We start from the raw sequence: 22226 nt of genomic DNA, 5'->3' as shown, positions 1-22226 counted from the left end.
AAATGAAACATTTCAAAATTCTCTGCACAACCCTACTTTTCTTATCATTGACATCGCCAACATTAGCGCAAGAACATGATTTTATTAAGGATTATTTAGAACGCTTAGAACAATCAAAAAAGTATTTAATTTTAGTTGCAGAGTCGATGCCAGAGGATGCTTATCATTTTAAAGCATCTCCAGAATCCATGAGCTTTGCTGAACATTTAATGCATATCTCTTGGGCTATGGATTGGCATTGCCAAACCTTATTAGGTAATCGGCCTGCAAGAGATTGGGATACGGATAACGAATTGAAAGTTCACGATAAATCCAAAAAAGAAATGATTGCGACTATCGACAAAACATTTGAAAAAACAATTCAATTCATAACGGCTTTCGACACAAAACAATTTAATGACAGATTGGATTATTTAGGGTTAAACCGAACCAAAAGGCAAATTCTACTTTTACTCACAGATCATATTACGCATCATAGAGCTCAAATGCTGGTCTATTTGCGACTTAATGGTATCAAGCCGCCTAGATATGTGTTATATCAATAATCATAAAAAACCATCATTTTTATGTGTTACGATATCAAAGCTAGTTATGAATCGCAATTGAAAAGAGCCAAACGAAGAGGCGATTTGGCAGCCGTTGAGGAAATTATGGAAAAACTCATTCCTTTAACAGATTTACCCATTCATCATGCGTCTGGGTTTAGTCATCCAGAATTACTTATCTATACAAATGAAACGCCAGAATTTCCAACGGTAGCAACTTGGGGATTGGTACCACCTTGGGTCCATGATGAAGAACAATTAAAAAAATTCTGGAATAACACCTTAAATGCTCGAGGTGAAACCATCTTTGAAAAACCATCTTTTAGAGAAGCGGCCAGACACCATAGATGTCTTATTTATATCGACGGATTTTATGAACACCATCATTTCAATAATAAAACCTATCCCTTCTTTATTCAAAGAAAAGATGAAGAACCATTAGCACTGGCAGGATTGTGGAGTGAATGGATTAATCCTAATCACGGTGGAAAAATGAACACCTTTTCTATTGTCACCACAGTTGGTAATTCACTGATGGCAAAAATTCATAATAATCCAAAAATAAAAGGTCCAAGAATGCCCTTAATTCTGACAGAAGACATCGAAGAACAATGGCTGCATCCAATGGAAGATGAACGTGATCAAAAAAATATTCAGTCCTTAATCACGTCCTATCCAGAAGGTGAATTAAAGGCACATACTGTAGGTAAACTTCGGGGAAAAACATACAAGGGTAACGTCGAGGAAATTTCAGAAGAGGTGTTGTATAATGAATTAGAAGATGTTATTACATAGCGCTTTCATTGAGTCAAAATGACACCGAAATTGATAATCCTGAATATTTGATATCTCTGTAAGCACCAACTGCACCATTTTGTAATTGAATATTGGCTTTTGCCTTGTGTTTACGTCCAGCCGCAAATAATGGTATACTCACCAATGTTGTCGCAATTCCAAAACCAGTTAACACCAATCCTTCTGACGAATCACCAAATATATTTGATGTCACATTTATGATAATTCCAGCAGTCGTCATGATGGATCCACTGATTATAGCAATCCATGCTATAGCTTTATTTGTTTTCATTTTATTTATATGAAAATCATAGAGTTCCTGCGATGTTTGCTGATTATTTACTTCTAACAGTTGCGAATGACTATGCGTCACGAATCCTAAATAAAAAACAAGAATGAGTGCTGCGGTCTTAAATCTTTCCATAATATCCCAGGATAAAAACTTAGTTTAATACTCTGAATTCTAGGAGCTTTACCTTCATATTATCACCCTTAAGATACAAATAAATTAGATATGACGTCTGCTAACAATAAATTTTGTTGTGATGAATCACATCCGAAAACTGGAATTGTTCTGATTTGATTGGCGTCGTTTGATGCATCAATACTTCATTTGGTGTGGAACTCATACTTGCTTAACCGTAACTGTTGTAGGTACTCCGTTCAAACCGTTAATACCTGAATTACCATTGCTACCAGCAGGATTTCCTGAACCACCTTTTCCTCCAATACCACCTTGACCACCTTGGCCACCAACATGTTCTGTTGACACCTTACCCGTAATAGTGTGATAGGTTATTTCAACATTAGCGCCATTGCCACCAGCACCTCCATGACCACCATTGCCTCCATTACCGCCTTTGGAACCCTCGCCTCCGTTACCACCGTTACCTCCATTGCCACCATTTCCTCCACCAGCTTGAACCACTAAATTTCCATCAATATGATTTAGATGAAGACTCAGTGGTGCTTGATTCTGCCCAGAACCACCATCGCTTCCCAAATTTCCATCGGCTCCAGGGCTCCCAGGTGCTCCCATGGCACCATTTGCGCCATTACTCCCATTTGTTCCGTTCTGTCCTACAACATGTATTACAATATCCTTGGTACTTGAAATCGAATCTATTGTAATACTAGCTTCAGTTTCTACAATTATTTTCGCGCCATTTTTAATTGTTACCTTGCCATACTCAATTGTGGTAGGCTGATTTCCGTTAATAATTAAATCTTCGGTTAGTACTAAATCTTGATTCATAATGTGTGTATTTTAAAGTGAATAATTCTATCAATGTATCAATGAATAGGCATCAGCACAAAAAATGTATTTTACTGAAGTCAAATTGATATTGAAAATTAACGGAATTCGTTGATTAGGGTACACGTGATTTCAACCAAATAAAACAACAGGTAAAAATACCCTGATCACAACATACATATATCAAGAGCTTTTAAAATTGTTAATAGCGTGTTAGGATTGTTCGGCAGTGCCTTAGTATTTATAGTATGGTATTGTGATAACTCCCAATTAAAATGCTGGGTAAAAAATTGAAATTATCTAATGAGTGGTTTTGATGTAGTTTTGGTTATTGCTATTATCCTTTGTGCATGATTAGAAGTCAGACTCATCATGGGATATTTTAAAAAGAAACAGTAAAGTCAAGATATTGACAACAATTCCTAAAAAAAGAAATTCCATAACACCGGAATGCTATGGAATATCCAATATATGTTAAATATGATATTATGGTATCGCCACCGATACTTTTCCATTCAAAGTGGTACCATCTCTGAACACGGTATTACAGAAAATTAATGTTATAGTGCTGCCATCATTTTCCACGAATACTTCAGTTTCTGGAGTTGATCTACTACCGATCAACACTTGATTTGTAGATTTGACGAGCTCTCGTTGAATATAGCTGATATCAAATTCGTAATCGACACCGAAATATTGACCCGTTTTTGGATAGCCATTTTCTAATTCGTTGAAATTGATTTCAAAAATGTTAGGCCAATTACCAAATCTGAAACCTACATTACCATCAACACAGCAATTGGGATCCGTAATTTCAACATAGACATCATAACCCATCCCATCATAAGTTATATAATTATTTTGGGCCACATCACAAGGAAAATCAGACGTCGTAAAAGACTCCCAATCATCATTTTCACTAGTACCATTTTCAGTGTAAGCGGTATAATAATACGTCGTATTAGGTTCTAAACCATCTATGGCATAATCAAAGTAGTAAAAGCCAGTATAATATGGCACCTCTCCATCTAATTCGAAAATTTGGTCATTGCTTGAGTCATTCTCATCCCCTTCTCTAAATATAAATCCCCTTTTAAACGAGTCGTCTTGAGTGAAAGCAAATAGATCATGATCTATAAAACCATTCAGTGTTACTGAGTTTCGAGAGATATAAGTCACGTAAGACCTCACATTTGGAGCGTCATATATTTGCGTATCCTGAGGATCGTTTCCGCCATTGTTTGGATCTTCAGATGTTTCACCTGAATCGCTACAAGAGAAAATTAGACAAAAAATAGATAAAATGGTAAATAGATTTTTCAATGTTGTTGATTTAATGATTAAGGCGTAAATATAAGCAAACTCAATAACTGTACAACCCAAGCACAGATGACTTAATAGTTAAAATAACAACAAAATATAACATAACCTGAAATATCTCATGTAAAAAAACATATTAGTGTGACATAAATAACAAGAAGCATTTATATTTGTGTCTTAGCGATTACCATGGAAAATGGACGCATCAAACAACATCATAAAAGCTCATCATGACCCATACAGATTCAATTAAAGTTCAGAAGTTTAAAGTAAAAACACTTCTCGCAATACTTGCGCTTTTTGCAACCATTCCTGTGTTTTCTCAAGATATGGAAGCAGGACAACTCTGGCGAACTAAAGGCGTTTATGATTCTCTTGGAAATTTCATGGAACGTGCTAAAATTCAAAGTTTCCTCTATAGTGCGTCTGCTAAAAAAATTCATCGTTTAAGAACTCAAGATCGCATAAATATGGAGACCGGAGACACCAAAGTGTTTGTGTATCGTGACACTCTAAATTTATCACCCTTAGGTCCAAATGTTTACAAACTAAGCGAGAAGGAAGTTTTAAAACTCCACTCCAAAGATTCATTAACCATCACTTACAACGGATTTACCTTGTCATACGTCCTACTTCATACCAAGCCCATTAAAAATGGCTTTAAAAAAGTACAATCTGATTTGCTGAATACATCGTTTGTAGAGACTATTGATGAAAACACTAAATATCAATTGACTTATCAAGATAGTGGACTGGTGAAAGTGAATCCATTGGACAGTGATTCAGAGTGGGAGTCTGACTATAAGCTCATCGATTTTGAAGGTTACATCTTAATTCAAGGAATTGTGTCTGCACCAAAACTTGTAACTAAATCAAAAAAGGGCCACATACAATTTATTCAAATAGACTATCGGTTTGAAAATAAACGAGGTGAATTGAACGAAGCAACTAACTAAAGGTATATAACCGCTTTGTAGCGAATTGTTTATTCAAATAGTCACAATTACAAGAACCAAGGATTGTTGTTTTTAAAAACCAATGATGATTGCATGGGTTCTTTATTTAATTCTATATTTACAGCAGTGATAGCTTTATTTGACCTAACTGAATAAACCCTACTTTTATGCTTATATTTTTCGGCACGAGATCTTCTCGAATTCAATCTCAAAAAGTCACAAGCCATACTGTTTGTCCGCATTGTGAAAGTCAAAATAGTTTCATCGCTACGATTTTTGGGACCTACTTCCATATTTTTTGGATTCCGATGTTCACGCTTGGTAAGCGAACTATTGTGGAATGTTCGCATTGTAAAAAAACCTATGATGAGAAGGAATTACCAGAATCTATTAGAACAGCTTTACACAAAAGTCTCCAAGACCAACCTCCGAAGAAAGCATATTGGCATTGTTCAGGATGTTTCATCATACTTGGTGCCTCAGGCCTATTTCTATTGCTCCTCATTTATGCCTTAATTTTCAAAGCGGTAAAGGAGGATGATTTTGTTTCAGATGACAGTCCGTATGACTATGAAGAGGTTTACACCAAAGATCAAACAAACTATAAGACAACCAATGCGGAGACTCATGCCTATCAACTAAAAAAGGATATGCTTAATACCGATTATTCCCCAAACATAGAGAAAGATAAGTATTCATTTGCGCTGAAATTATGCTTAGACGCGCCATCATTTGGGTTGGATGAATCTACTACAGGTTATTTTTCGAAAGTATCTGAAAACAAGCTCTTAATTTTAGTTGAAATTGAAGAACTAGATGTGCTCACTGAACCAGAAAAAAACAAAATTTATTCAAAATTAAATATGTGTGTTGATGATATTTTAGGAGGAAATACCTATCAAACATACATAGGAACATTTAAAAACAAGACCTTTACGATGTTACAAACACCAGAGGGTGTTTTTAAAGATGACCAAGCGATTAACGAATTACTCTTGCCTTTTTACGATCTAAAAGAAGACTAATCTATCAGTAAAACCATCAAGTAAATTAGGAAAAATTATAACAGCAAAAGCGATTTTAATAAGGATTGCGCAATTAGGCCCTTAGCGAGGTATCACTTTTAAAACCTTTTTTACTCCAGCGCTTTCAATCATTATAAATTGCAGTTCGTTTTTGTTTAAAGCTAATGGTATCACCTGATGATGATCAACTGGATAAGAATCATGGTGAACTTCTTGTCCTAAAATATTGTAAACACTAAGACTAACATCACCTTGAATGCCGTCAATATGTAAAGCATTATTACGATAGTAAATAGCGATGTCTGAAGCGGTTAATTCAGTATGACTAAGTGTCTCATTACAACCAGGTAACGTGAGATAACCTGTAAACATGATTGGATCTGCACCTTAAGTCCCTACCGTAATACCTTCACCATAACCTTCATCTGAAGAATAGGCCGTGTTACTCACATAAACACCTACGAAGTCAAATTGTGAAGGATTAGTCAATCCAATATCTTCCCAATTAAAACTGAAATCATAAAAACCTTGTGTATTAGAGGTCAAGGTTGAGTTAATTGCAGTCACGAAATTTAAATCCCCAAAACCGATATTCCCTGTACTTGGTATGGACCATAAACCACCAAAGTTGGTGTTAATGGCTATGGCATAAGAAGCTTCAAAACCTGGCGGAAATGTAATGACACTTCCAAATCCGAAGGCATTACTATTTGAAATTGCAATGCGATGATCATCTGCAGCATCGTCGATTGAAGCGTCTATCACTTGACGACCAGGAACACCAGTATCAATATATAGTACTAAGATATCATTCATGTCATTTGACCCTGTATTCATTGCAAATATTATCGGGTTATCAAATTCACCACTAAATAAAAACTGTCCTTCTCCAACGGCTCCTCCAAAACCAGAATTCCCGTTGGCGTTACAAGGTGGTGGAGGCTGAGAAAACGTCAGGTTAGATACCGAAAAAAGCGTTACGAATATCAAGCTTTTCAAGAATCTATAATGGTTATTTGCAGTGCTTTTCATTCGTCCTTTTGATTCAAATATATAAACCATTTTTGAAAGCATTTAACAGGTTGTCTGTTATAAAAATATCATTTCAAACTGACAACGGCAGCAAAAATTTAAATTAATTTAACAAAATACTAAATGTCTAACTAAAGTCGGTTATATTGCTCACCATAAAAAGCTCCTTATTTATTATGAGACAAACTTTATTCGTCCTTTTTATGCTCTTTTTCTGTTCGAAAACAGAGGCGCAATTTGTAAAGGAAACGTTCGTAGACATATCTGTTGGTTACAGCATTTGTGCTCCTTATGATGACGTTGATACTTTTGGTTCTGGTATTTATTTACAAGGTGAATACGTCCTCAAATTGACCAACTGGATTGACCTCAGACCTTATGCTGGCATGATTCTTACCAATAATGAAAGTGATAATACTGATCCTAATTCACCTGTCTATTCCGTGAGTGCCAACGCCTTTATCATTGGTGGAAAAACCAGATTAAGAGTACCTATTCCTTGGGTGGCGCCATACGTTGAAGTGGGCTTAGGAGCTTCCATAGGAAGCTTTGAAAACATGACACTATTTAAAAATCTAAATGATAGTGGTGTGCTTATTCATGTGCCGGCATCAATAGGATTTGAACTCGGACCTGAACATAATTTTGACATCGCTTTTTCTTATTATTTTCATGACAGCGTGCAACTTTTTGCAGGTGCTGCAGCTATCGGTTTTTCATTTCCCGTTGGAAATAATTCCAAATAATAGCGAAGGATTGGTCAACTCATGCACAGAAATGATATTTTGGTCATATATTCGCTTAGTATAATTGACAAAAGACCAACTAAAACCTATATAAATGAAAAAAATCGTATTTCTATTACTTTGCATCTTGGCGTTCAATTGCAATGCATCTAAAGACTACAATCTCATTACTGGTACATGGCATTGCGGAACTTGGATTGTAGAATCAAGTGGCAAAGACCTTTGTAATGATGAAGTCATGTTTAAGTTTAATTCAGACAGAACCTACAAATCCCAGATTGGATACATAGCAGAACAAGGTACTTTTGAAATTTTAAATGACCAACTCATTTGTTACCCAAGAGATAAAATGGAAATTGGTGTTCAAATCAACAAATTAACCAATGATACATTGGAATTTACGATGAGCCGATCAGGACGCAAGGAAATTATGACCTTGTTGAAACAATGATTCAGTCATATCTGAAATTGTAGAAGGCTGTTAAGCCACAAGTCATATAAGAATCAGTTTCAATCATGTAATTTGCTTTGGGTGTCATGAAATTCATAATGTTTTATTATTTTGTGAACCCAACCTCATCTTTAATTTCAATGATACCATTATGAAAAAAATCCTTGCACTTGTCTTAGTGATCTGTTTTGTAACAGCTTGTAAAAACGGAACAGAATCCGGAAGCAGTAAAGTCAATCAATCGTATGAAGGAAAAAGTTTTAAATTCGAACATCCTGGTGATTGGACTATTACCGATGAAGAAGATATGGGTGGTGGCATTTTCTATATCGCTGTTGAAAAAAATGGTTTTGACTCTAGTGGTTTGTTTATGGTGACATCCTTTAGTTACCCTTTAGAATTGGATGACACCATTGAACTTAGCATGGAAGATTACGAAACCAACGCTTACATTAAGAATTTAGAAGTTTCACCAATAGTTGATGACACGTTCAATGGTATGAGTTCAAGATCTGCCAATTTTAACTTCAGAACCTTTGGTTTAAAACATAACGGAAAAATCCATGCCTTCAATTTCGAAGACAGCTCTTTTATCGTTGTAAAACAGGAAGCGACTGAAGATCAAAAGAAAAATGCACAAGGGTTTTCGCTTCTTGAAAATAGTTTCGAAATTCCCTCTATGGAGACCACTATAGAATGAGGAACTCTCATTTCAATAGCGACAAGATAATAGATTGAGATATTAAGGAAGCTAACGCCAGTCAATGGGCTTATAAATCAAAGTCGAAATGTCATCCTTCACGAACCATATGAAAATACAGCAGGTCACAGTCGTTGGGTCAGGAATTATTGGTTTGACGTCTGCAATTATGCTTCAAAACTCTGGATTTCATGTCAAGCTTATTGCAAAAGAGCGCTATGACGCCACATTATCAGGTAAAGTTGGTGCCGTCTGGTTTCCTTATGAAATACAACCTGCAAACAAAGTCATGTATTGGTCAAAATGGACCTATCAAAAATATGAATCGGAACTACGAAAAGGTCATGGCGTTTCCTTCATAAACTTTTTCAGCGCCTTTAACGACGACAGTAACAATGACTGGGTGCAGCAACTCCCATCTGGAAAAGTGAGAAAAGCGCATTCAGATGAACTTCCGCCAGGTATCGATGCCGCATTTGTAGCTGAAGTCCCATTAGTGGAACCGAGACTTTACCTACCTAGTTTATTTCAACAATTTATAACCCAAGGTGGCACTTTTGAAATCCGAGACATCCATTCTTTGAAAACATTGTCCTTGCTTGATCAATGGGTTGTAAATTGCACAGGTCTTGGCGCTAAAGCACTGTGCAACGATACTGATTTACGACCAATGAGAGGTCAAATTTTAAGAACAGCGCGATTAAAGACCCCTTCTTATGGTGATGCCACAGAAAAAGGTGCTTTGAGTTATGTTATTAATAGAAGTCAAGATACTATCATTGGTGGCACAGATGATGTTGATAACTGGAACCTAGAACCTGATCTATCGGACTCCGAATTAATCATCAACCGATTTCAAGAGAAAAGCGGTACTAAAAGCACCCCAAAAATACTAGAGACGTTGGTTGGTCTTCGTCCAATGAGAAGTGCTGTAAGATTTGATTTTGATCGAACATTTCCGAATATTTTTCATAATTATGGCCATGGTGGTGCAGGATTTACAGTAGCTTGGGGATGTGCTAAAGAACTTTCAGAAATATTGAGTGCATCAATATCATCAATTCAATGACAGATAAAACATGGGATTTTTAAATGATAATATGTGCGAATTCCGCTCAATTCACTTTCTTTTATTATTTTAGTCGCCCACCAACAACAAGTAACTTTCAATTCATAAGATTCGACTTGTTACAATTTGAATTCAGAATATAAAAAACATGGGAATTAAGCGCTTACTAGGAAAAGTAAAACCAATCAAATATTATGCTAAAGGGATGTATATTTATAATGATCCGCATTATGCAGCAGTTATAAAAAAAGATCGTTTTGAAATTACCAAAACACCGTCTCGAACACAAATAATAAATTTTTTATTACAACAATTTAATAGAGATACCACCTATTTGGAAATTGGTGTTAGAAATCCAGACCATAATTTCAATAAAATAGAATCCAAAGAAAAATACAGTGTGGATCCTGGCGTTGAGTTTATGGAAAACCCTGTGGATTTCAAAATGACAAGTGATGAGTTTTTTAAACAGTTATCAAATAATGAGATCTTATCAAAGGATTTGAAATTCGACGTGATTTTTGTAGACGGATTACATCTGGCTGAACAAGTAGATAGAGACATCATTAACGCTTTAAACCATATAAAGGATGACGGATTTGTGGTTTTACATGATTGTAATCCACCAACCGAATGGCACGCCAGAGAATCTTATGATTATATCCATACTCCTGCAAGCGGTTCATGGAATGGAACTACTTGGAAGGCATTCTTAAAATGGCGTTGTAACCCTGAAGTGTATTCTTGCTGCATTGATACTGATTGGGGCGTTGGTATTTTATCTAAGCAACATAAAATTGGTACTGCCACAGAAAATACCAATCCGTTCTATGAATTTCAAGTCTTAGATGATCATCGTAAAAAGCTGTTGAATTTAATTGATTTTGACACGCTGAAAACATCCATTCAGTAGTGCTTCTTTATGTAAGTACATTGACCATATCAAATTAATGGCCATTGTTTTTTATTCGAAAGTTTAGCCATGTCTCAACTTTTTACTACATTGAATTGTGTAATACATTAAAACAACTTTCAATATGAATCCAATTATCAAAAATATTCTGGCAATAGTGCTCGGATGGCTCTTTGGCAGTTTCATCAATATGGGACTTGTACAGCTTGGTCATAATATATTTCCTATTGAAGGTGTTGATATGACAGACATGCAAGCCTTAGCCGAAGCAATGCCCAATTTGAGTTCTAAGCACTTTATATTCCCCTTTTTAGCACATGCAGGTGGCACATTTATTGGTGCTATTATTGCCGCATTGATTGCCTTTAGCCATAAGATGAAATTCGCTTTGGCAGTTGGAGTCCTTTTCCTGTTAGGTGGTATCGTTATCAATCTTACACTCTCTGGACCAACTTGGTTTACGGTTGTAGATCTTCTTGCAGCATATATCCCTATGGCATGGTTAGGTGGTAAAATTGGAACCAAATTCTCAAAACGCAAAAAAATAACGCAATAGCATTTGGTCTTGAGGTTTATAAATAAACACATCCAACTCTCATACAAAACAAAAGGCACCAAGATATGGTGCCTTTTTATTGGATATAGATGGTTAAAAAAGAAGACTACCTAGAATAGTTTGGAGCTTCTTTAGTAATAGTAACATCATGAGGATGACTTTCGTGAATACCCGAAGACGTGATTTTTACAAATCGGCCTGTATCCTTTAACGTAGTGATGTCTTTGGCACCACAATAACCCATTCCAGCTCTCAAACCACCTACAAATTGATGGATACTTTCTACGAGCTCTCCTTTGTAAGGTACACGACCAACAATACCTTCGGGTACTAATTTTTTAATATCATCTTCAACATCTTGAAAATAGCGATCCTTACTGCCTTGTTTCATAGCTTCAACAGATCCCATCCCACGATATGATTTAAACTTTCTTCCTTCATAAATAATGGTCTCTCCAGGGCTTTCTTTCGTTCCCGCGAGTAAAGAGCCTAGCATAACACTATCGGCTCCAGCTGCAATCGCCTTCGGAATATCTCCTGTATACCTAATACCGCCATCTGCGATAACTGGTACACCAGAACCTTTAATAGCCGCAGCAACTTCGAGCACCGCTGAAAACTGTGGAAATCCGACACCAGCAACGACTCTTGTCGTACAAATAGAGCCTGGACCAATACCTACTTTAACAGCATCTGCTCCTGCTTCAACGAGATATTTGGCTGCTTCACCAGTAGCAATATTACCAACTATAACTTCGAGATTAGGAAACTTTTCTTTGATGTCTTTTAAAACCATTATAACACCTTTGGTATGTCCGTGTGCTGTATCAATAATAACAGCATCTACGCCAGCTTTTACCAAAGCTGAAGCACGATCTACGGCATCGGCCGTGACGCCTATAGCAGCAGCCACACGGAGTCTTCCGTATGAATCCTTATTCGCATTGGGTTTTTGTGTCACTTTAGTGATGTCGCGAAAGGTAATGAGTCCTACTAATTTGTAAGCATCATCTACAATAAGTAGTTTTTCTATTTTATTCTGCTGGAGTATTTTTTCTGCATCTTTTAATGAGGTTCCTTGTGATGATGTCACCAAGTTTTCAGAGGTCATCACCTCCACTATGGGCCGATCATTTTCATGCTCAAAACGCAAATCGCGATTAGTAACTATTCCTTTTAGAATGCCGTTGTCATCCACAATAGGAATACCGCCAATTTTATGTTCTGCCATTTGTTGTTTGGCATCAGCGACTCTCGCCGTTAAAGGTAAGGTCACCGGATCGATGATCATGCCGCTTTCCGCACGTTTTACACGACGTACTTTATCGGCTTGCTGCTCTATAGTCATATTCTTGTGCAGCACACCAATACCTCCTTCTTGAGCCATGGCAATCGCCATTTTGCTTTCAGTTACGGTATCCATTGCTGCGGACACCACAGGGATATTAATAGTAATATTTCGTGTGAATTTTGTTTGGATATTTACCTCTCTAGGTAAAACTTCAGAAAATGCTGGAACCAAGAGTACGTCGTCATAAGTAAGACCTTCTCCAACAATTTTGTTTTCGTGTGCTGTCATGATGCAATTACAGTTATAATTGCGCACAAATATACAACATAAAAAGGGAAAATTATGTAGTCCTAATCAAATCTTAGCCTTTAGAGTGCCTATTCTATGGTTTAATGTAATTTGACGTGTCTTGATACTGCTAATTGGTAGAAAATAATGAGGACTGCAGTTGTATAACTCAAGGTCATTAAAGTTCCGGAAATCATAATAACATAGGACATCCATGTGATGCCTGTCCAAAGTAAATAAATACCTCCAAATGTTAAGAGAACTGATATAAAGGGTTCTACAATTAATAACATTTTTAACTTTTTTGAGAGTTTCGCTGTACTTAAAATAAGTCCGACCAAAAAGAAAATAATAGACATCGATAATATGTGCCCATGAACCAGCGTAAGCATTTGCTGTTCATTTTTTTTGAATTTCATAACAGGCGCCTCTGGCTGATCTTCATTACCAAGATATTGCTCTTCAATCCCTTGTGGATTAGCCTCGGAAGTTTCTCCAACAAACAGCAATCCTGTGTAAAAACCAACACTTAATACCACTAAAAATGCCGTAATCAAAAGTTTGATTTCTTTAGGAAATGTTGAAAGTTGACCGTTTAATTGCATTAAAGTATGTTTTTAGATTTTAGTATCTCTAAGGATGCTAATAAATCGTTCACTGCAGAAGTCATTGAACGCACAGATATAGTAGCGCCAGCTATGGCAACAATATCTTTCTGATATATGAGTTCATCATTAGGTGTCTTACCAATGAATTGTTTTAACCAACGTTTACTTCCAATCTCACCACCATATTCTTCCCTATAGATAAGGACTTTTGCTTTTTTGACAACCAAATTAGGATCTAATAAGATTAAATAGTCAAACTGTGCTGTTTTACTTGGTGCTTTAGCCACATAAGCATAACCTATTTTTTTACCTGCGGATTTGATTTCAAAAAAATGATCCTCTTTAAAATTGGAAGGTAATGATTTTGTTAGCGTTTGGTCTATTGGAAATGACTGAAATTCAAATTCTTCGACGTCATAAGTGTTTTCAATTTCCTTGAAAACCTTTTTTTGTATTTTTTCAGGAAGGCCAAAGGTTAATAAACAAACCGAAACAATTAATAAGTATATATGTTTTAAAATCATAGCTTAATATATATATTACATTTTAAATGCCAAAAGACTACCATGATCCTATAACATATCAAAGTAGCCCGTTGACCAATCAATTAAAAAACTTTTAGAACCATACACCGATCCCAAAATTAAGTCGATTATCTACATCACTACCTTGTTGTGCATTACTTCTAAATTGATAATCTCCTTTTAAGACAACACCAGGAGCAATATGATAGCTTAAACCTGTTGTAATGTCTGTTCGGTTATACGCATCATTTCTAATTAAATCGCCATCAGTATCTGCATGAGTATCATAATTTTCATAACGCGCGAAAGCAAATAAACGTTGGGCTTTAGTTAAAGGCAATAAGTTATAAGCAACTTCCGCATAATAACCCATTAAGGCACTTCCCAAATCACCGCCAGTTAAATTATTGTAGTCTTCAGTATCACTTAAGGAGGCATGAATAAATTGTCCTCTTGCCGCAAAACGTTTATAAGCATAACGTGCGTCCAAACCAACCATTGCAATACCAATATTTGATCCTTCCATAGATTCAATCTCGTCCTCCGCTTGTGTTTTTCCATAATAACCAGACAATCCTAATCTCAAACCTGGTAAACCATAATATTCTATTTTGGTAGAGAAAGTGGGACTATCTATAGTTGATTTAATCGCTTTCTGACGACCACCACGTAAACCACTACTACCATTTAACACACCAGATATAGCGCCATCATTATTGATAGTAGATTTAAAACCGTTAAAAATATAAGCCTGATAAGTGATTGATTGTTCAGGAAAACGTCCTGTAACACCTACACCTATCTCGCGCCAAGTGGTAGGAACAATCGCATTGTCAACACCTGGACGCTCAACACCATTAAATGTTGTTGGTTCGTGGTATTCATTAATGATTCCCATAGGAACTAACATCAAACCTCCTCTTAAACTAATATTGTTTGCTACTGCATAATTTACGAAGGCCTGCTCCACAAAAATTTCTTCCACATGCTCCATCTCAATCTCCGTGACAAATTGTGTTTTATCATTAAATCGGTAGCCAAATAATAAGACAAGACGCTGTACATCCATTTCTCCGTTATCGGCTTCAGGTTGATTATAAGTGATTTCGCCATAAGCTCCCACCGTAACCGCTTTACCGTAATTTCCAGATAAAATTCGTTGAGCTGCATTTAACTGTTGCTGTGGATTAAAGGTAATACTATCTTGTGAGGTAGGTGTTACCTGTGACCATAAGGAGGCACTTAACATACAAATTAATAGGGCAAAAATATTTTTCATTTGTTTTTATTTAGACTTATTATAAATAGATTGTTGTTTTCGAGTGCAAAAATAAAACAGATTCTGACTTTATCAAAGTTTATTTAGATTAATTTTAAATAAAAAGAGCAGCAAAATTCTAACCTATTGTGAATCAATAAATCATATTAAAAATTAAACGAAGCCAAATACTAATGGTAAGCAGTGAAGATTTTTGTAGCCTCATTGTAAGCGCTTTCAAAGCTCATAGCATTGAGGTTATTGTGTTTATTCGAAGTGAAATAAGACAGTAACTTTTCAGTAGGCATATTTCCCGTTAATTCATCTTTAGCCATCGGGCAACCTCCAAATCCCTGAATGGCACCATCAAATCTCATGCAACCCGATTTATAGGCGGCATCTACTTTTTCAAACCAAGTTGTGGGTGTTGTGTGTAAATGCGCACCAAATTCGATTTGAGGATATTTAGGAATTAAATTGGAAAACAAATAGGAAATACTGTCAGGGTTAGAACTGCCAATGGTGTCACTTAACGACAATATTCGCACGCCCATCCGACTCAGACGTTCCGTCCACTCCCCTACAATCTCAACATCCCATGGATCACCGTATGGATTTCCAAAACCCATGGAGATATACACCACAACTTCCTTTCCATGCTTGTTGGCCAGTTCTAATATTTCAGAAAGCGTCACTACTGATTGTGCAATCGTTTTATGCGTATTTCGCATTTGAAAGTTTTCTGAAATTGAAAATGGATATCCCAAATAATCAATTTCAGGATGTTGACAAGCATCATTGGCGCCTCTGGTATTGGCAATTATTGCCAAAAGCTTACTAGAAGTAGTACTCAAATCCAGTTGAGACAACACTTCTGCAGTATCCACCATTTGAGGAATGGCCTTGGGTGAAACAAAACTTCCAAAATCAATCGTGTCAAATCCCACTCTGAGAAGAGACTGAATGTACTGCACCTTTTTAGATGTAGGAATAAACTCTTTGATACCTTGCATGGCATCACGCGGACATTCGATTATTTTGATCGCTTTCTTCATTTCCTCAAAGATAGCAATAAAGATGATTTTTAGAAGCTATTTTTCCGAAGTGAGTATGAGGACTGCAATCCCAACAAAGACAATAATTTGCAACCATTTTAGATAAAACCCCAATCGTATGTGTTGTTTTAAATAGGAAGAAATTGCACCAGCTAGAATCGCAATGGCAGAGAAAATAATGGCCGATACTACCATAAAAAATAGACCTAAAACATAAAACTGAACTACGGTACTTATACCATCACTAAATAAAAATGCAGGAAAAAATGCAAGAAAAAAAATAGACACTTTCGGATTTAAAACGTTCATCATAAATCCTTGTTTGTAAAGCGCCCAAAGACTTTTCTTAGGAATGTTTTCAGAGTCTAAGCTTAAAGCGCCATCAGTCTTATAAACTTTATATGCCAAATACAACAAATAAGCAGCTCCAAACAATTTGATTATAAAAAACAAAGTGTCATTGTTTTTTATAATGGCCGATACGCCAAATGCCACCAATGTTGTATGAACCAAACACCCTGAAATTAAACCTGCAACTGTGGCTAAGCCATATTTCTTTCCATTGACCATGCTTTGCATCAAGACAAATATATTATCCGGTCCTGGTGATATAGCCAAAGCAGACGTGGCAATAACAAACGATATGAGTAGGTCGTAATTCAGTTGGTTTATTTTTCACAAAAATAATTAAAATTACAGGTGAGCTATGAAGTATGCATTAAATTTTAAAACTGAATTATTAAGGGATTCATGTTTTTTAAATTATAATGACCTAATTAGTAACCCATGTTCATTACATAAAATACTGTATTTCATCTATAAATATAGTATTTTATCGATTTTTTCGTATGTTTACGCGATTAACTAAACCTACATTAGCAGACATGACATCACATTCTATTTTCAGACATGCCTTGTTCATTTTGACAATTTTGTGCTTTGCACATTCTTTAATAGCGCAAGAAATACCACAATGTGGAACTGTTGCCACACCGGAATCCGAACAGTTTATCCAAGATCTCATGCCAAAAATCAATCAGTATGAACAAACCTTTTATCAACTAAGCTCTCAAAGAAGCTCTACTGCTGTCAGTTCGGTACCTATTAAGGCACACATCATTAGAACCGATGGAGGATTTGGCGGATTGACTGAGACACAGGTAGCAAATGCCATTGCTGATATGAATCTATATTATGCCAATGCCTATTTAGAATTTTTCTTGTGTGACGGTATCAACTTTATTGATAGTTCTGAATACTATGACTTCTCTACAGATGAACAAGATGCCTTGACCTTAGCGAACAATGTCACAAATGTCATCAATATATATTTTGCTAATACGGTGAGTACGGAAGAAGGCGCCGGATTATGTGGCTATGCTTATTTCCCAGGAGGTCCTGAAGTGATAATGATGAATAACTCATGCGCGCTCAACGGTAGCACTTTACCTCATGAAATGGGTCACTTTTTCGCGCTTTCACATACGCATGGAAACAGTAATAGTTCGCTTACGACAGAACTTGTAGACGGATCAAATTGTGCTAGTAGTGGTGATTTCATTTGTGATACACCAGCAGACCCTCAATTAAGTAACAGTAATGTCAATGCCTCTTGTAATTATGTAGGTAGCGCCACAGATGCCAACGGTGATTTCTTTAACCCGAATCCGTTGAACATCATGTCCTACTCCCGTAAATCGTGTCGAACAGAGTTCTCTCCTCAGCAATATGCTCGGATTTATGCTGTGTACCAAGCATCGCGATCAGAGTTGAATTGTCCAAGTTTTAACGTTGATATTGCTTCGAATTACACTCGAGATTGCAGTAATGTACTCGATGTTGATTTTGTAGATAATAGTACAGGTGCGACTTCTTGGCAGTGGGATGTTGATGGTGATGACGTCATTGATTACACCACACAAAATCCAACACATAGCTATACAAGTACTGGAACTTTTGATGTCACCTTAACCATTTCCAATGGCACCGACAACATCACCAAAGTCTATCAAAACTATATTGAAGTAGGCAGTGAAAACATTGCAACTAGCGAATTGGTACTAACGTTGACCACAGACGATTGGCCAGCGGAAACTTCTTGGGTATTGAGAGACAGTAATGGCACACCATTATATACGAGTCCAACTTATGTGGAAGGTGTTGATGACTTTCAAACCTTTACTGAAAACTTCGCCATTGCAACTAATGAATGTTATTCTTTTGAAATGATTGATAGCTATGGCGATGGTATTTGTTGTGCTTCAGGTTTTGGTTCATACAACTTGTCAACACTTGAAGGTAATGTGATTGTGAGTGGTGGCAACTATGGTTCGGGAGAAACAACCTATATGGCAAATGACGTCTTAAGTGTTGATAATTATTTTAAGACAAATTCCATATCGTTGTACCCTAATCCGTCGTATCAACAATTAAACATTCAATCTTCCAATATGAATGATCTTCCAGACGGCTATCACATATATAATGTGTTGGGACAAGAAATTACGAGTAAGGAGATTAACAATGTGTCAGATTTAACGATAAACACAACACCATTAAACAGTGGTGTTTACTACATCAGACTGAATAAAAGAAATCATTCTGAAACCCTGTCTTTTATAAAGAATTAATGGTGATAGCATTGAAAGCATACGAAAGGGAATGGATTTTTAAATCAATTCGCTTTTTTTATTAAAGCTTTGTTAATCGCTTTAATTAAAGAAGGGCCTTCGTAAATAAAGCCGGTATAAATTTGAACGAGATCTGCACCAGCCTCTATTTTCTCTAGGGCATCTTGAGCAGAATGAATCCCACCAACCCCAATAATTGGAAAGGCCTTCTGACTCTTATCTGCTAAATATTTGATGACTTTAGTAGACTTTGATTTGATAGGTTGCCCACTCAAGCCACCCTGTCCAATTTCTTCCAATCTGGCATCGCTAGCTTTTAATCCCGTTCTATCTACAGACGTATTACTTGCTATGACACCATCTAATTTCGTCTCTTCAATAAGTTCGATAATTTCGTCGAGTTGGTTATCGTTTAAATCTGGTGCTATTTTTAGTAAAATTGGTTTTTTGTTTTCAAAGTTAGCATTCGCTTTTTGAACCTCGGAAATGAGCTCTAGCAGATAATCCTTATCGTTTAATTTTGCATGACTACCTACATTGGGACAACTCACATTGAGTACGAAATAATCCACATATGGATGAAGTCCATTGAAGCAATCCAGATAATCCCTCGTATAATCTTCAGGTTTAGTAGCGGTATTTTTACCGATATTTCCACCAATAATGAGATGGCCTTTATGTTGTTTAAGTTTTTCTATGGCAGCCTCTAAGCCTTCATTATTAAAACCCATTCGATTAATAATTCCTTGATCGTCTTTGAGTCGGAATAATCGTTTTTTAGGATTTCCTTTTTGACCTTTTGGAGTAACGGTTCCTATTTCAATAAAGCCAAAACCAAAATTTGAAAGCTCATTATATAAGACAGCATTTTTATCAAAACCTGCTGCCAAACCTACTGGATTCTTAAATTTCAACCCGAATAACTCACGTTCTAACCGTTGGTCTTTCACGACATAGAGCGCACGAAACAAAGCCATCATTCCTGGTATTTTGGACAAATTTCTAATGAGAGAAAATGTAAAATAATGTACTTTTTCAGGGTCGAAAGAAAATAAAATAGGTCGCAGTAGAAGCTTATACATATCAAATCTTTTCTGCTGCAAAAATACTACAGATTTGATTAAAATCGTTAACTTTCGTCCTATAAAATATCCTACGGAATTTTTAACGTTTTTCACTACAAATAACAAGACCTCTCGAGTATGATTTCGAAAGAACATATCATTAAACGCTTCATCAGTTATGTCACCGTAGACACGGAATCTGATCCTAAAAGTGATACAACACCAAGTACTCCAAAGCAATGGGACTTAGCTCACGCGCTTGCCAAAGAATTGATTGCTATTGGCATGAAAGATGTCACTATTGATCCAAACGCTTATATCATGGCTACGTTGCCGAGTAATGTAGACCATGACGTACCAACAATTGGTTTTATTTCTCATTTTGACACATCGCCTGATTTTACAGGTGCTAACGTTAAACCTCGCGTGATTGAAAACTATGACGGAAAAGATATCGCACTCAATGCTGAACACAATATCATTCTGTCTCCAGATTATTTTGAAGATTTGCTGCAGTATAAAGGTCAGACGCTCATCGTGACAGATGGTACCACATTATTAGGCGCAGACGATAAGGCTGGGATTACTGAAATTGTTTCTGCTATGGAGTATCTAATAAATCATCCAGAAATCAAGCATGGCGATATTAAAGTAGGCTTTACACCTGATGAAGAAATTGGTCGAGGCGCCCATAAGTTTGATGTGGAGAAGTTTGGAGCAGATTGGGCATACACTATGGATGGTAGCCAGATTGGTGAACTAGAATATGAAAATTTTAATGCGGCAGGTGCTACAGTTACGGTGAAAGGAAAAATAGTTCATCCTGGCTATGCTAAAGGTAAAATGGTGAATTCTATGTATATCGCTACTGAATTTATAAATTCGTTACCACGATTGGAAACTCCTGAGCACACTGAAGGTTACCAAGGTTTCTTTCATTTACATCATATGGAAGGTAAAGTAGAAGAAACTGTTTTGGAATATATTATTAGAGATCACGACAAGGACCATTTCGAAGCACGAAAGGAAGTCATGAGAAACCTCACTAATGACATTAATTCCCAATACGAGCGAGAAGTCATTTCCATAGACATAAAAGATCAATACTTCAATATGAAGGAAAAGGTTGAACCTGTGATGCATATTGTAGACATTGCAGAAGAAGCCATGAAACAACTAGATATTGAACCACTCATTAAACCTATTAGAGGAGGAACCGATGGTTCTCAATTAAGTTATATGGGACTCCCTTGCCCAAATATCTTTGCAGGCGGACACAATTTTCATGGTCGCTATGAGTATGTCCCAGTTGAAAGTATGATTAAAGCAACGGAAGTTATTTGTAAAATTGTGGAATTAACTGCCGAAAAGTATCGTCCTTAGAGCTTTACAACGCCTTCTTATGGCCATGTGATAACAGAGCTTCTTGTAGCGAAAAATCTGTACGCAAAAATTATGTATTTTTATGATCTAATTGGTTTACTATGAAAAAAGTTAGCACTGTAGAAGGCTATATAGCCAATCATGAGCATTTTTCTGAAGCACTATACAAACTTCGCGATATTATTAATTCGACGGAACTACAAGAGTCCATCAAATGGAATGCACCTGTGTATTCTCTTGAAGGAAAGAATGTCATAGGATTAGGAGCATTTAAACAGCATTTCGGTATTTGGTTTTTTAATGGTGTATTCTTGAAAGATTCTAAAAATCTTTTGGTGAATGCCCAGGAAAATAAAACGAAAGCCTTAAGACAAATGCGTTTTAATAGTATTGACGAGGTGGATGAAGCCATCGTATTATCATACGTACAAGAAGCTATCGAAAATCAAAAATTAGGCAAAGAAATCAAACCAACGCGAAAAGGCACGAAGGTTTCTGTGCCGAAGGAATTATCGTCTGTTCTGAAAGATAATAGCAAATTAAAAGCCAGTTTTGACCAGCTCACTCCAGGAAAACAGCGTGAATACTGCAACTATATCAATAATGCAAAAAGAGCGGCTACCAAGCAATCCCGTATTGAAAAGATCAAACCAATGATTTTAAAGGGTGTTGGTTTAAACGATAAGTACAAAAATTGTTGAAATCCATAAAAAAACTCCGAAAGTAACTTTCGGAGTTTTTTTATAAATATGTGTTTTGAGA

At 36.3% G+C, this 22226-nt stretch carries 25 protein-coding genes; 13 read left to right on the top strand and 12 right to left on the bottom strand.

The genetic code is table 11. The features are described from left to right. The first annotated feature begins 2 nt into the window (after window positions 1-2). Both ACU8DI_RS10920 and ACU8DI_RS10915 read left to right on the top strand, forming a co-directional pair. Window positions 3-545 (top strand): DinB family protein, encoded by a 543-nt coding sequence (locus ACU8DI_RS10920; RefSeq protein WP_447112810.1) that lies wholly within the window; start codon window positions 3-5, stop codon window positions 543-545. 21 nt (window positions 546-566) lie between these two features. Next, window positions 567-1340 carry an SOS response-associated peptidase gene (locus ACU8DI_RS10915; RefSeq protein WP_447112809.1) on the top strand — a complete coding sequence of 258 codons (774 nt, stop codon included), beginning with the start codon at window positions 567-569 and terminating at the stop codon, window positions 1338-1340. A 13-nt stretch (window positions 1341-1353) separates the two neighbouring features. Here the strand turns inward: ACU8DI_RS10915 and ACU8DI_RS10910 are convergent, their stop codons facing one another. The 3 genes from ACU8DI_RS10910 to ACU8DI_RS10900 all read right to left on the bottom strand — a co-directional run bounded on the left by ACU8DI_RS10910 (window position 1354) and on the right by ACU8DI_RS10900 (window position 3918). Then, on the bottom strand, window positions 1354-1764 hold the full coding sequence (locus tag ACU8DI_RS10910) for a hypothetical protein (RefSeq protein WP_447112808.1): 411 nt from the start codon (window positions 1762-1764) through the stop codon (window positions 1354-1356). A 201-nt stretch (window positions 1765-1965) separates the two neighbouring features. After that, window positions 1966-2595: a collagen-like triple helix repeat-containing protein gene (locus tag ACU8DI_RS10905; RefSeq protein WP_447112807.1), complete on the bottom strand. Its 630-nt coding sequence runs from the start codon at window positions 2593-2595 to the stop codon at window positions 1966-1968. Window positions 2596-3081: 486 nt separating this feature from the next. Beyond that, entirely contained in the window at window positions 3082-3918 is an 837-nt protein-coding gene (locus ACU8DI_RS10900; RefSeq protein WP_447112806.1) for a hypothetical protein, read from the bottom strand. A 227-nt stretch (window positions 3919-4145) separates the two neighbouring features. On the opposite strand from ACU8DI_RS10900, the gene ACU8DI_RS10895 reads away from it, so the two are divergent. Then, the gene (locus ACU8DI_RS10895; protein WP_447112805.1) at window positions 4146-4871 is read left to right on the top strand and encodes a hypothetical protein; all 726 of its coding nucleotides are present in this window, start codon (window positions 4146-4148) and stop codon (window positions 4869-4871) included. A gap of 167 nt (window positions 4872-5038) precedes the next feature. After that, complete coding sequence (locus ACU8DI_RS10890; RefSeq protein ID WP_447112804.1) at window positions 5039-5896, top strand: zinc-ribbon domain-containing protein; 858 nt, start codon at window positions 5039-5041, stop codon at window positions 5894-5896. Window positions 5897-5977: 81 nt separating this feature from the next. Here the strand turns inward: ACU8DI_RS10890 and ACU8DI_RS10885 are convergent, their stop codons facing one another. Next, the gene (locus tag ACU8DI_RS10885) at window positions 5978-6268 is read right to left on the bottom strand and encodes a hypothetical protein (RefSeq protein WP_447112803.1); all 291 of its coding nucleotides are present in this window, start codon (window positions 6266-6268) and stop codon (window positions 5978-5980) included. Window positions 6269-6283: 15 nt separating this feature from the next. Continuing rightward, window positions 6284-6928, bottom strand: a complete 645-nt coding sequence (locus ACU8DI_RS10880; RefSeq protein ID WP_447112802.1) for a hypothetical protein — start codon at window positions 6926-6928, stop codon at window positions 6284-6286. Between the two features lie 176 nt (window positions 6929-7104). Between ACU8DI_RS10880 and ACU8DI_RS10875 the strand changes: the two genes are divergently transcribed. The 6 genes from ACU8DI_RS10875 (at window position 7105) to ACU8DI_RS10850 (ending at window position 11363) form a co-directional block, all read left to right on the top strand. Further along, entirely contained in the window at window positions 7105-7674 is a 570-nt protein-coding gene (locus ACU8DI_RS10875) for a hypothetical protein (protein ID WP_447112801.1), read from the top strand. Between the two features lie 94 nt (window positions 7675-7768). Beyond that, window positions 7769-8125, top strand: coding sequence for a lipocalin family protein (locus ACU8DI_RS10870; RefSeq protein WP_447112800.1), 357 nt, complete (start codon window positions 7769-7771; stop codon window positions 8123-8125). A 151-nt stretch (window positions 8126-8276) separates the two neighbouring features. Continuing rightward, window positions 8277-8825, top strand: coding sequence for a hypothetical protein (locus ACU8DI_RS10865; RefSeq protein ID WP_447112799.1), 549 nt, complete (start codon window positions 8277-8279; stop codon window positions 8823-8825). An 88-nt stretch (window positions 8826-8913) separates the two neighbouring features. Then, on the top strand, window positions 8914-9894 hold the full coding sequence (locus ACU8DI_RS10860; protein ID WP_447112798.1) for an FAD-dependent oxidoreductase: 981 nt from the start codon (window positions 8914-8916) through the stop codon (window positions 9892-9894). Window positions 9895-10042: 148 nt separating this feature from the next. Next, window positions 10043-10807, top strand: coding sequence for a class I SAM-dependent methyltransferase (locus ACU8DI_RS10855; protein ID WP_447112797.1), 765 nt, complete (start codon window positions 10043-10045; stop codon window positions 10805-10807). Window positions 10808-10931: 124 nt separating this feature from the next. Continuing rightward, window positions 10932-11363: a hypothetical protein gene (locus tag ACU8DI_RS10850; RefSeq protein WP_447112796.1), complete on the top strand. Its 432-nt coding sequence runs from the start codon at window positions 10932-10934 to the stop codon at window positions 11361-11363. A gap of 106 nt (window positions 11364-11469) precedes the next feature. Here ACU8DI_RS10850 and guaB read toward each other — a convergent pair whose 3' ends face one another. The 6 genes from guaB to ACU8DI_RS10820 all read right to left on the bottom strand — a co-directional run bounded on the left by guaB (window position 11470) and on the right by ACU8DI_RS10820 (window position 17050). Further along, on the bottom strand, window positions 11470-12942 hold the full coding sequence (guaB, locus tag ACU8DI_RS10845) for an IMP dehydrogenase (RefSeq protein WP_447112795.1): 1473 nt from the start codon (window positions 12940-12942) through the stop codon (window positions 11470-11472). A 101-nt stretch (window positions 12943-13043) separates the two neighbouring features. Next, window positions 13044-13547 carry a hypothetical protein gene (locus ACU8DI_RS10840; protein WP_447112794.1) on the bottom strand — a complete coding sequence of 168 codons (504 nt, stop codon included), beginning with the start codon at window positions 13545-13547 and terminating at the stop codon, window positions 13044-13046. Then, the gene (locus tag ACU8DI_RS10835) at window positions 13547-14074 is read right to left on the bottom strand and encodes an FMN-binding protein (protein WP_447112793.1); all 528 of its coding nucleotides are present in this window, start codon (window positions 14072-14074) and stop codon (window positions 13547-13549) included. The genes ACU8DI_RS10840 and ACU8DI_RS10835 overlap by 1 nt, the downstream gene beginning before the upstream one ends. 94 nt (window positions 14075-14168) lie before the next feature. Next, window positions 14169-15353: a hypothetical protein gene (locus ACU8DI_RS10830; protein ID WP_447112792.1), complete on the bottom strand. Its 1185-nt coding sequence runs from the start codon at window positions 15351-15353 to the stop codon at window positions 14169-14171. A 170-nt stretch (window positions 15354-15523) separates the two neighbouring features. Further along, complete coding sequence (locus tag ACU8DI_RS10825) at window positions 15524-16387, bottom strand: hydroxymethylglutaryl-CoA lyase (protein ID WP_447112791.1); 864 nt, start codon at window positions 16385-16387, stop codon at window positions 15524-15526. Window positions 16388-16423: 36 nt separating this feature from the next. Further along, window positions 16424-17050 (bottom strand): LysE family translocator, encoded by a 627-nt coding sequence (locus tag ACU8DI_RS10820; RefSeq protein ID WP_447112868.1) that lies wholly within the window; start codon window positions 17048-17050, stop codon window positions 16424-16426. 221 nt (window positions 17051-17271) lie between these two features. On the opposite strand from ACU8DI_RS10820, the gene ACU8DI_RS10815 reads away from it, so the two are divergent. Then, window positions 17272-19017 (top strand): T9SS type A sorting domain-containing protein, encoded by a 1746-nt coding sequence (locus ACU8DI_RS10815; RefSeq protein WP_447112790.1) that lies wholly within the window; start codon window positions 17272-17274, stop codon window positions 19015-19017. A 44-nt stretch (window positions 19018-19061) separates the two neighbouring features. Here the strand turns inward: ACU8DI_RS10815 and ACU8DI_RS10810 are convergent, their stop codons facing one another. Continuing rightward, a complete protein-coding gene (locus ACU8DI_RS10810) occupies window positions 19062-20099 on the bottom strand; it encodes a quinone-dependent dihydroorotate dehydrogenase (RefSeq protein WP_447112789.1) in 1038 nt (345 codons plus the stop codon). 120 nt (window positions 20100-20219) lie between these two features. On the opposite strand from ACU8DI_RS10810, the gene pepT reads away from it, so the two are divergent. Both pepT and ACU8DI_RS10800 read left to right on the top strand, forming a co-directional pair. After that, window positions 20220-21464, top strand: coding sequence for a peptidase T (pepT, locus tag ACU8DI_RS10805; protein WP_447112788.1), 1245 nt, complete (start codon window positions 20220-20222; stop codon window positions 21462-21464). 101 nt (window positions 21465-21565) lie between these two features. Continuing rightward, window positions 21566-22165, top strand: coding sequence for a YdeI/OmpD-associated family protein (locus ACU8DI_RS10800; RefSeq protein ID WP_447112787.1), 600 nt, complete (start codon window positions 21566-21568; stop codon window positions 22163-22165). Window positions 22166-22226 lie beyond the last annotated feature (61 nt).

It is taken from the genome of Psychroserpens sp. BH13MA-6 (assembly GCF_052983595.1).
The sequence above is the reverse complement of the archived record's forward strand: the minus strand, read 5'-3'. Positions and strand labels throughout refer to the sequence as shown.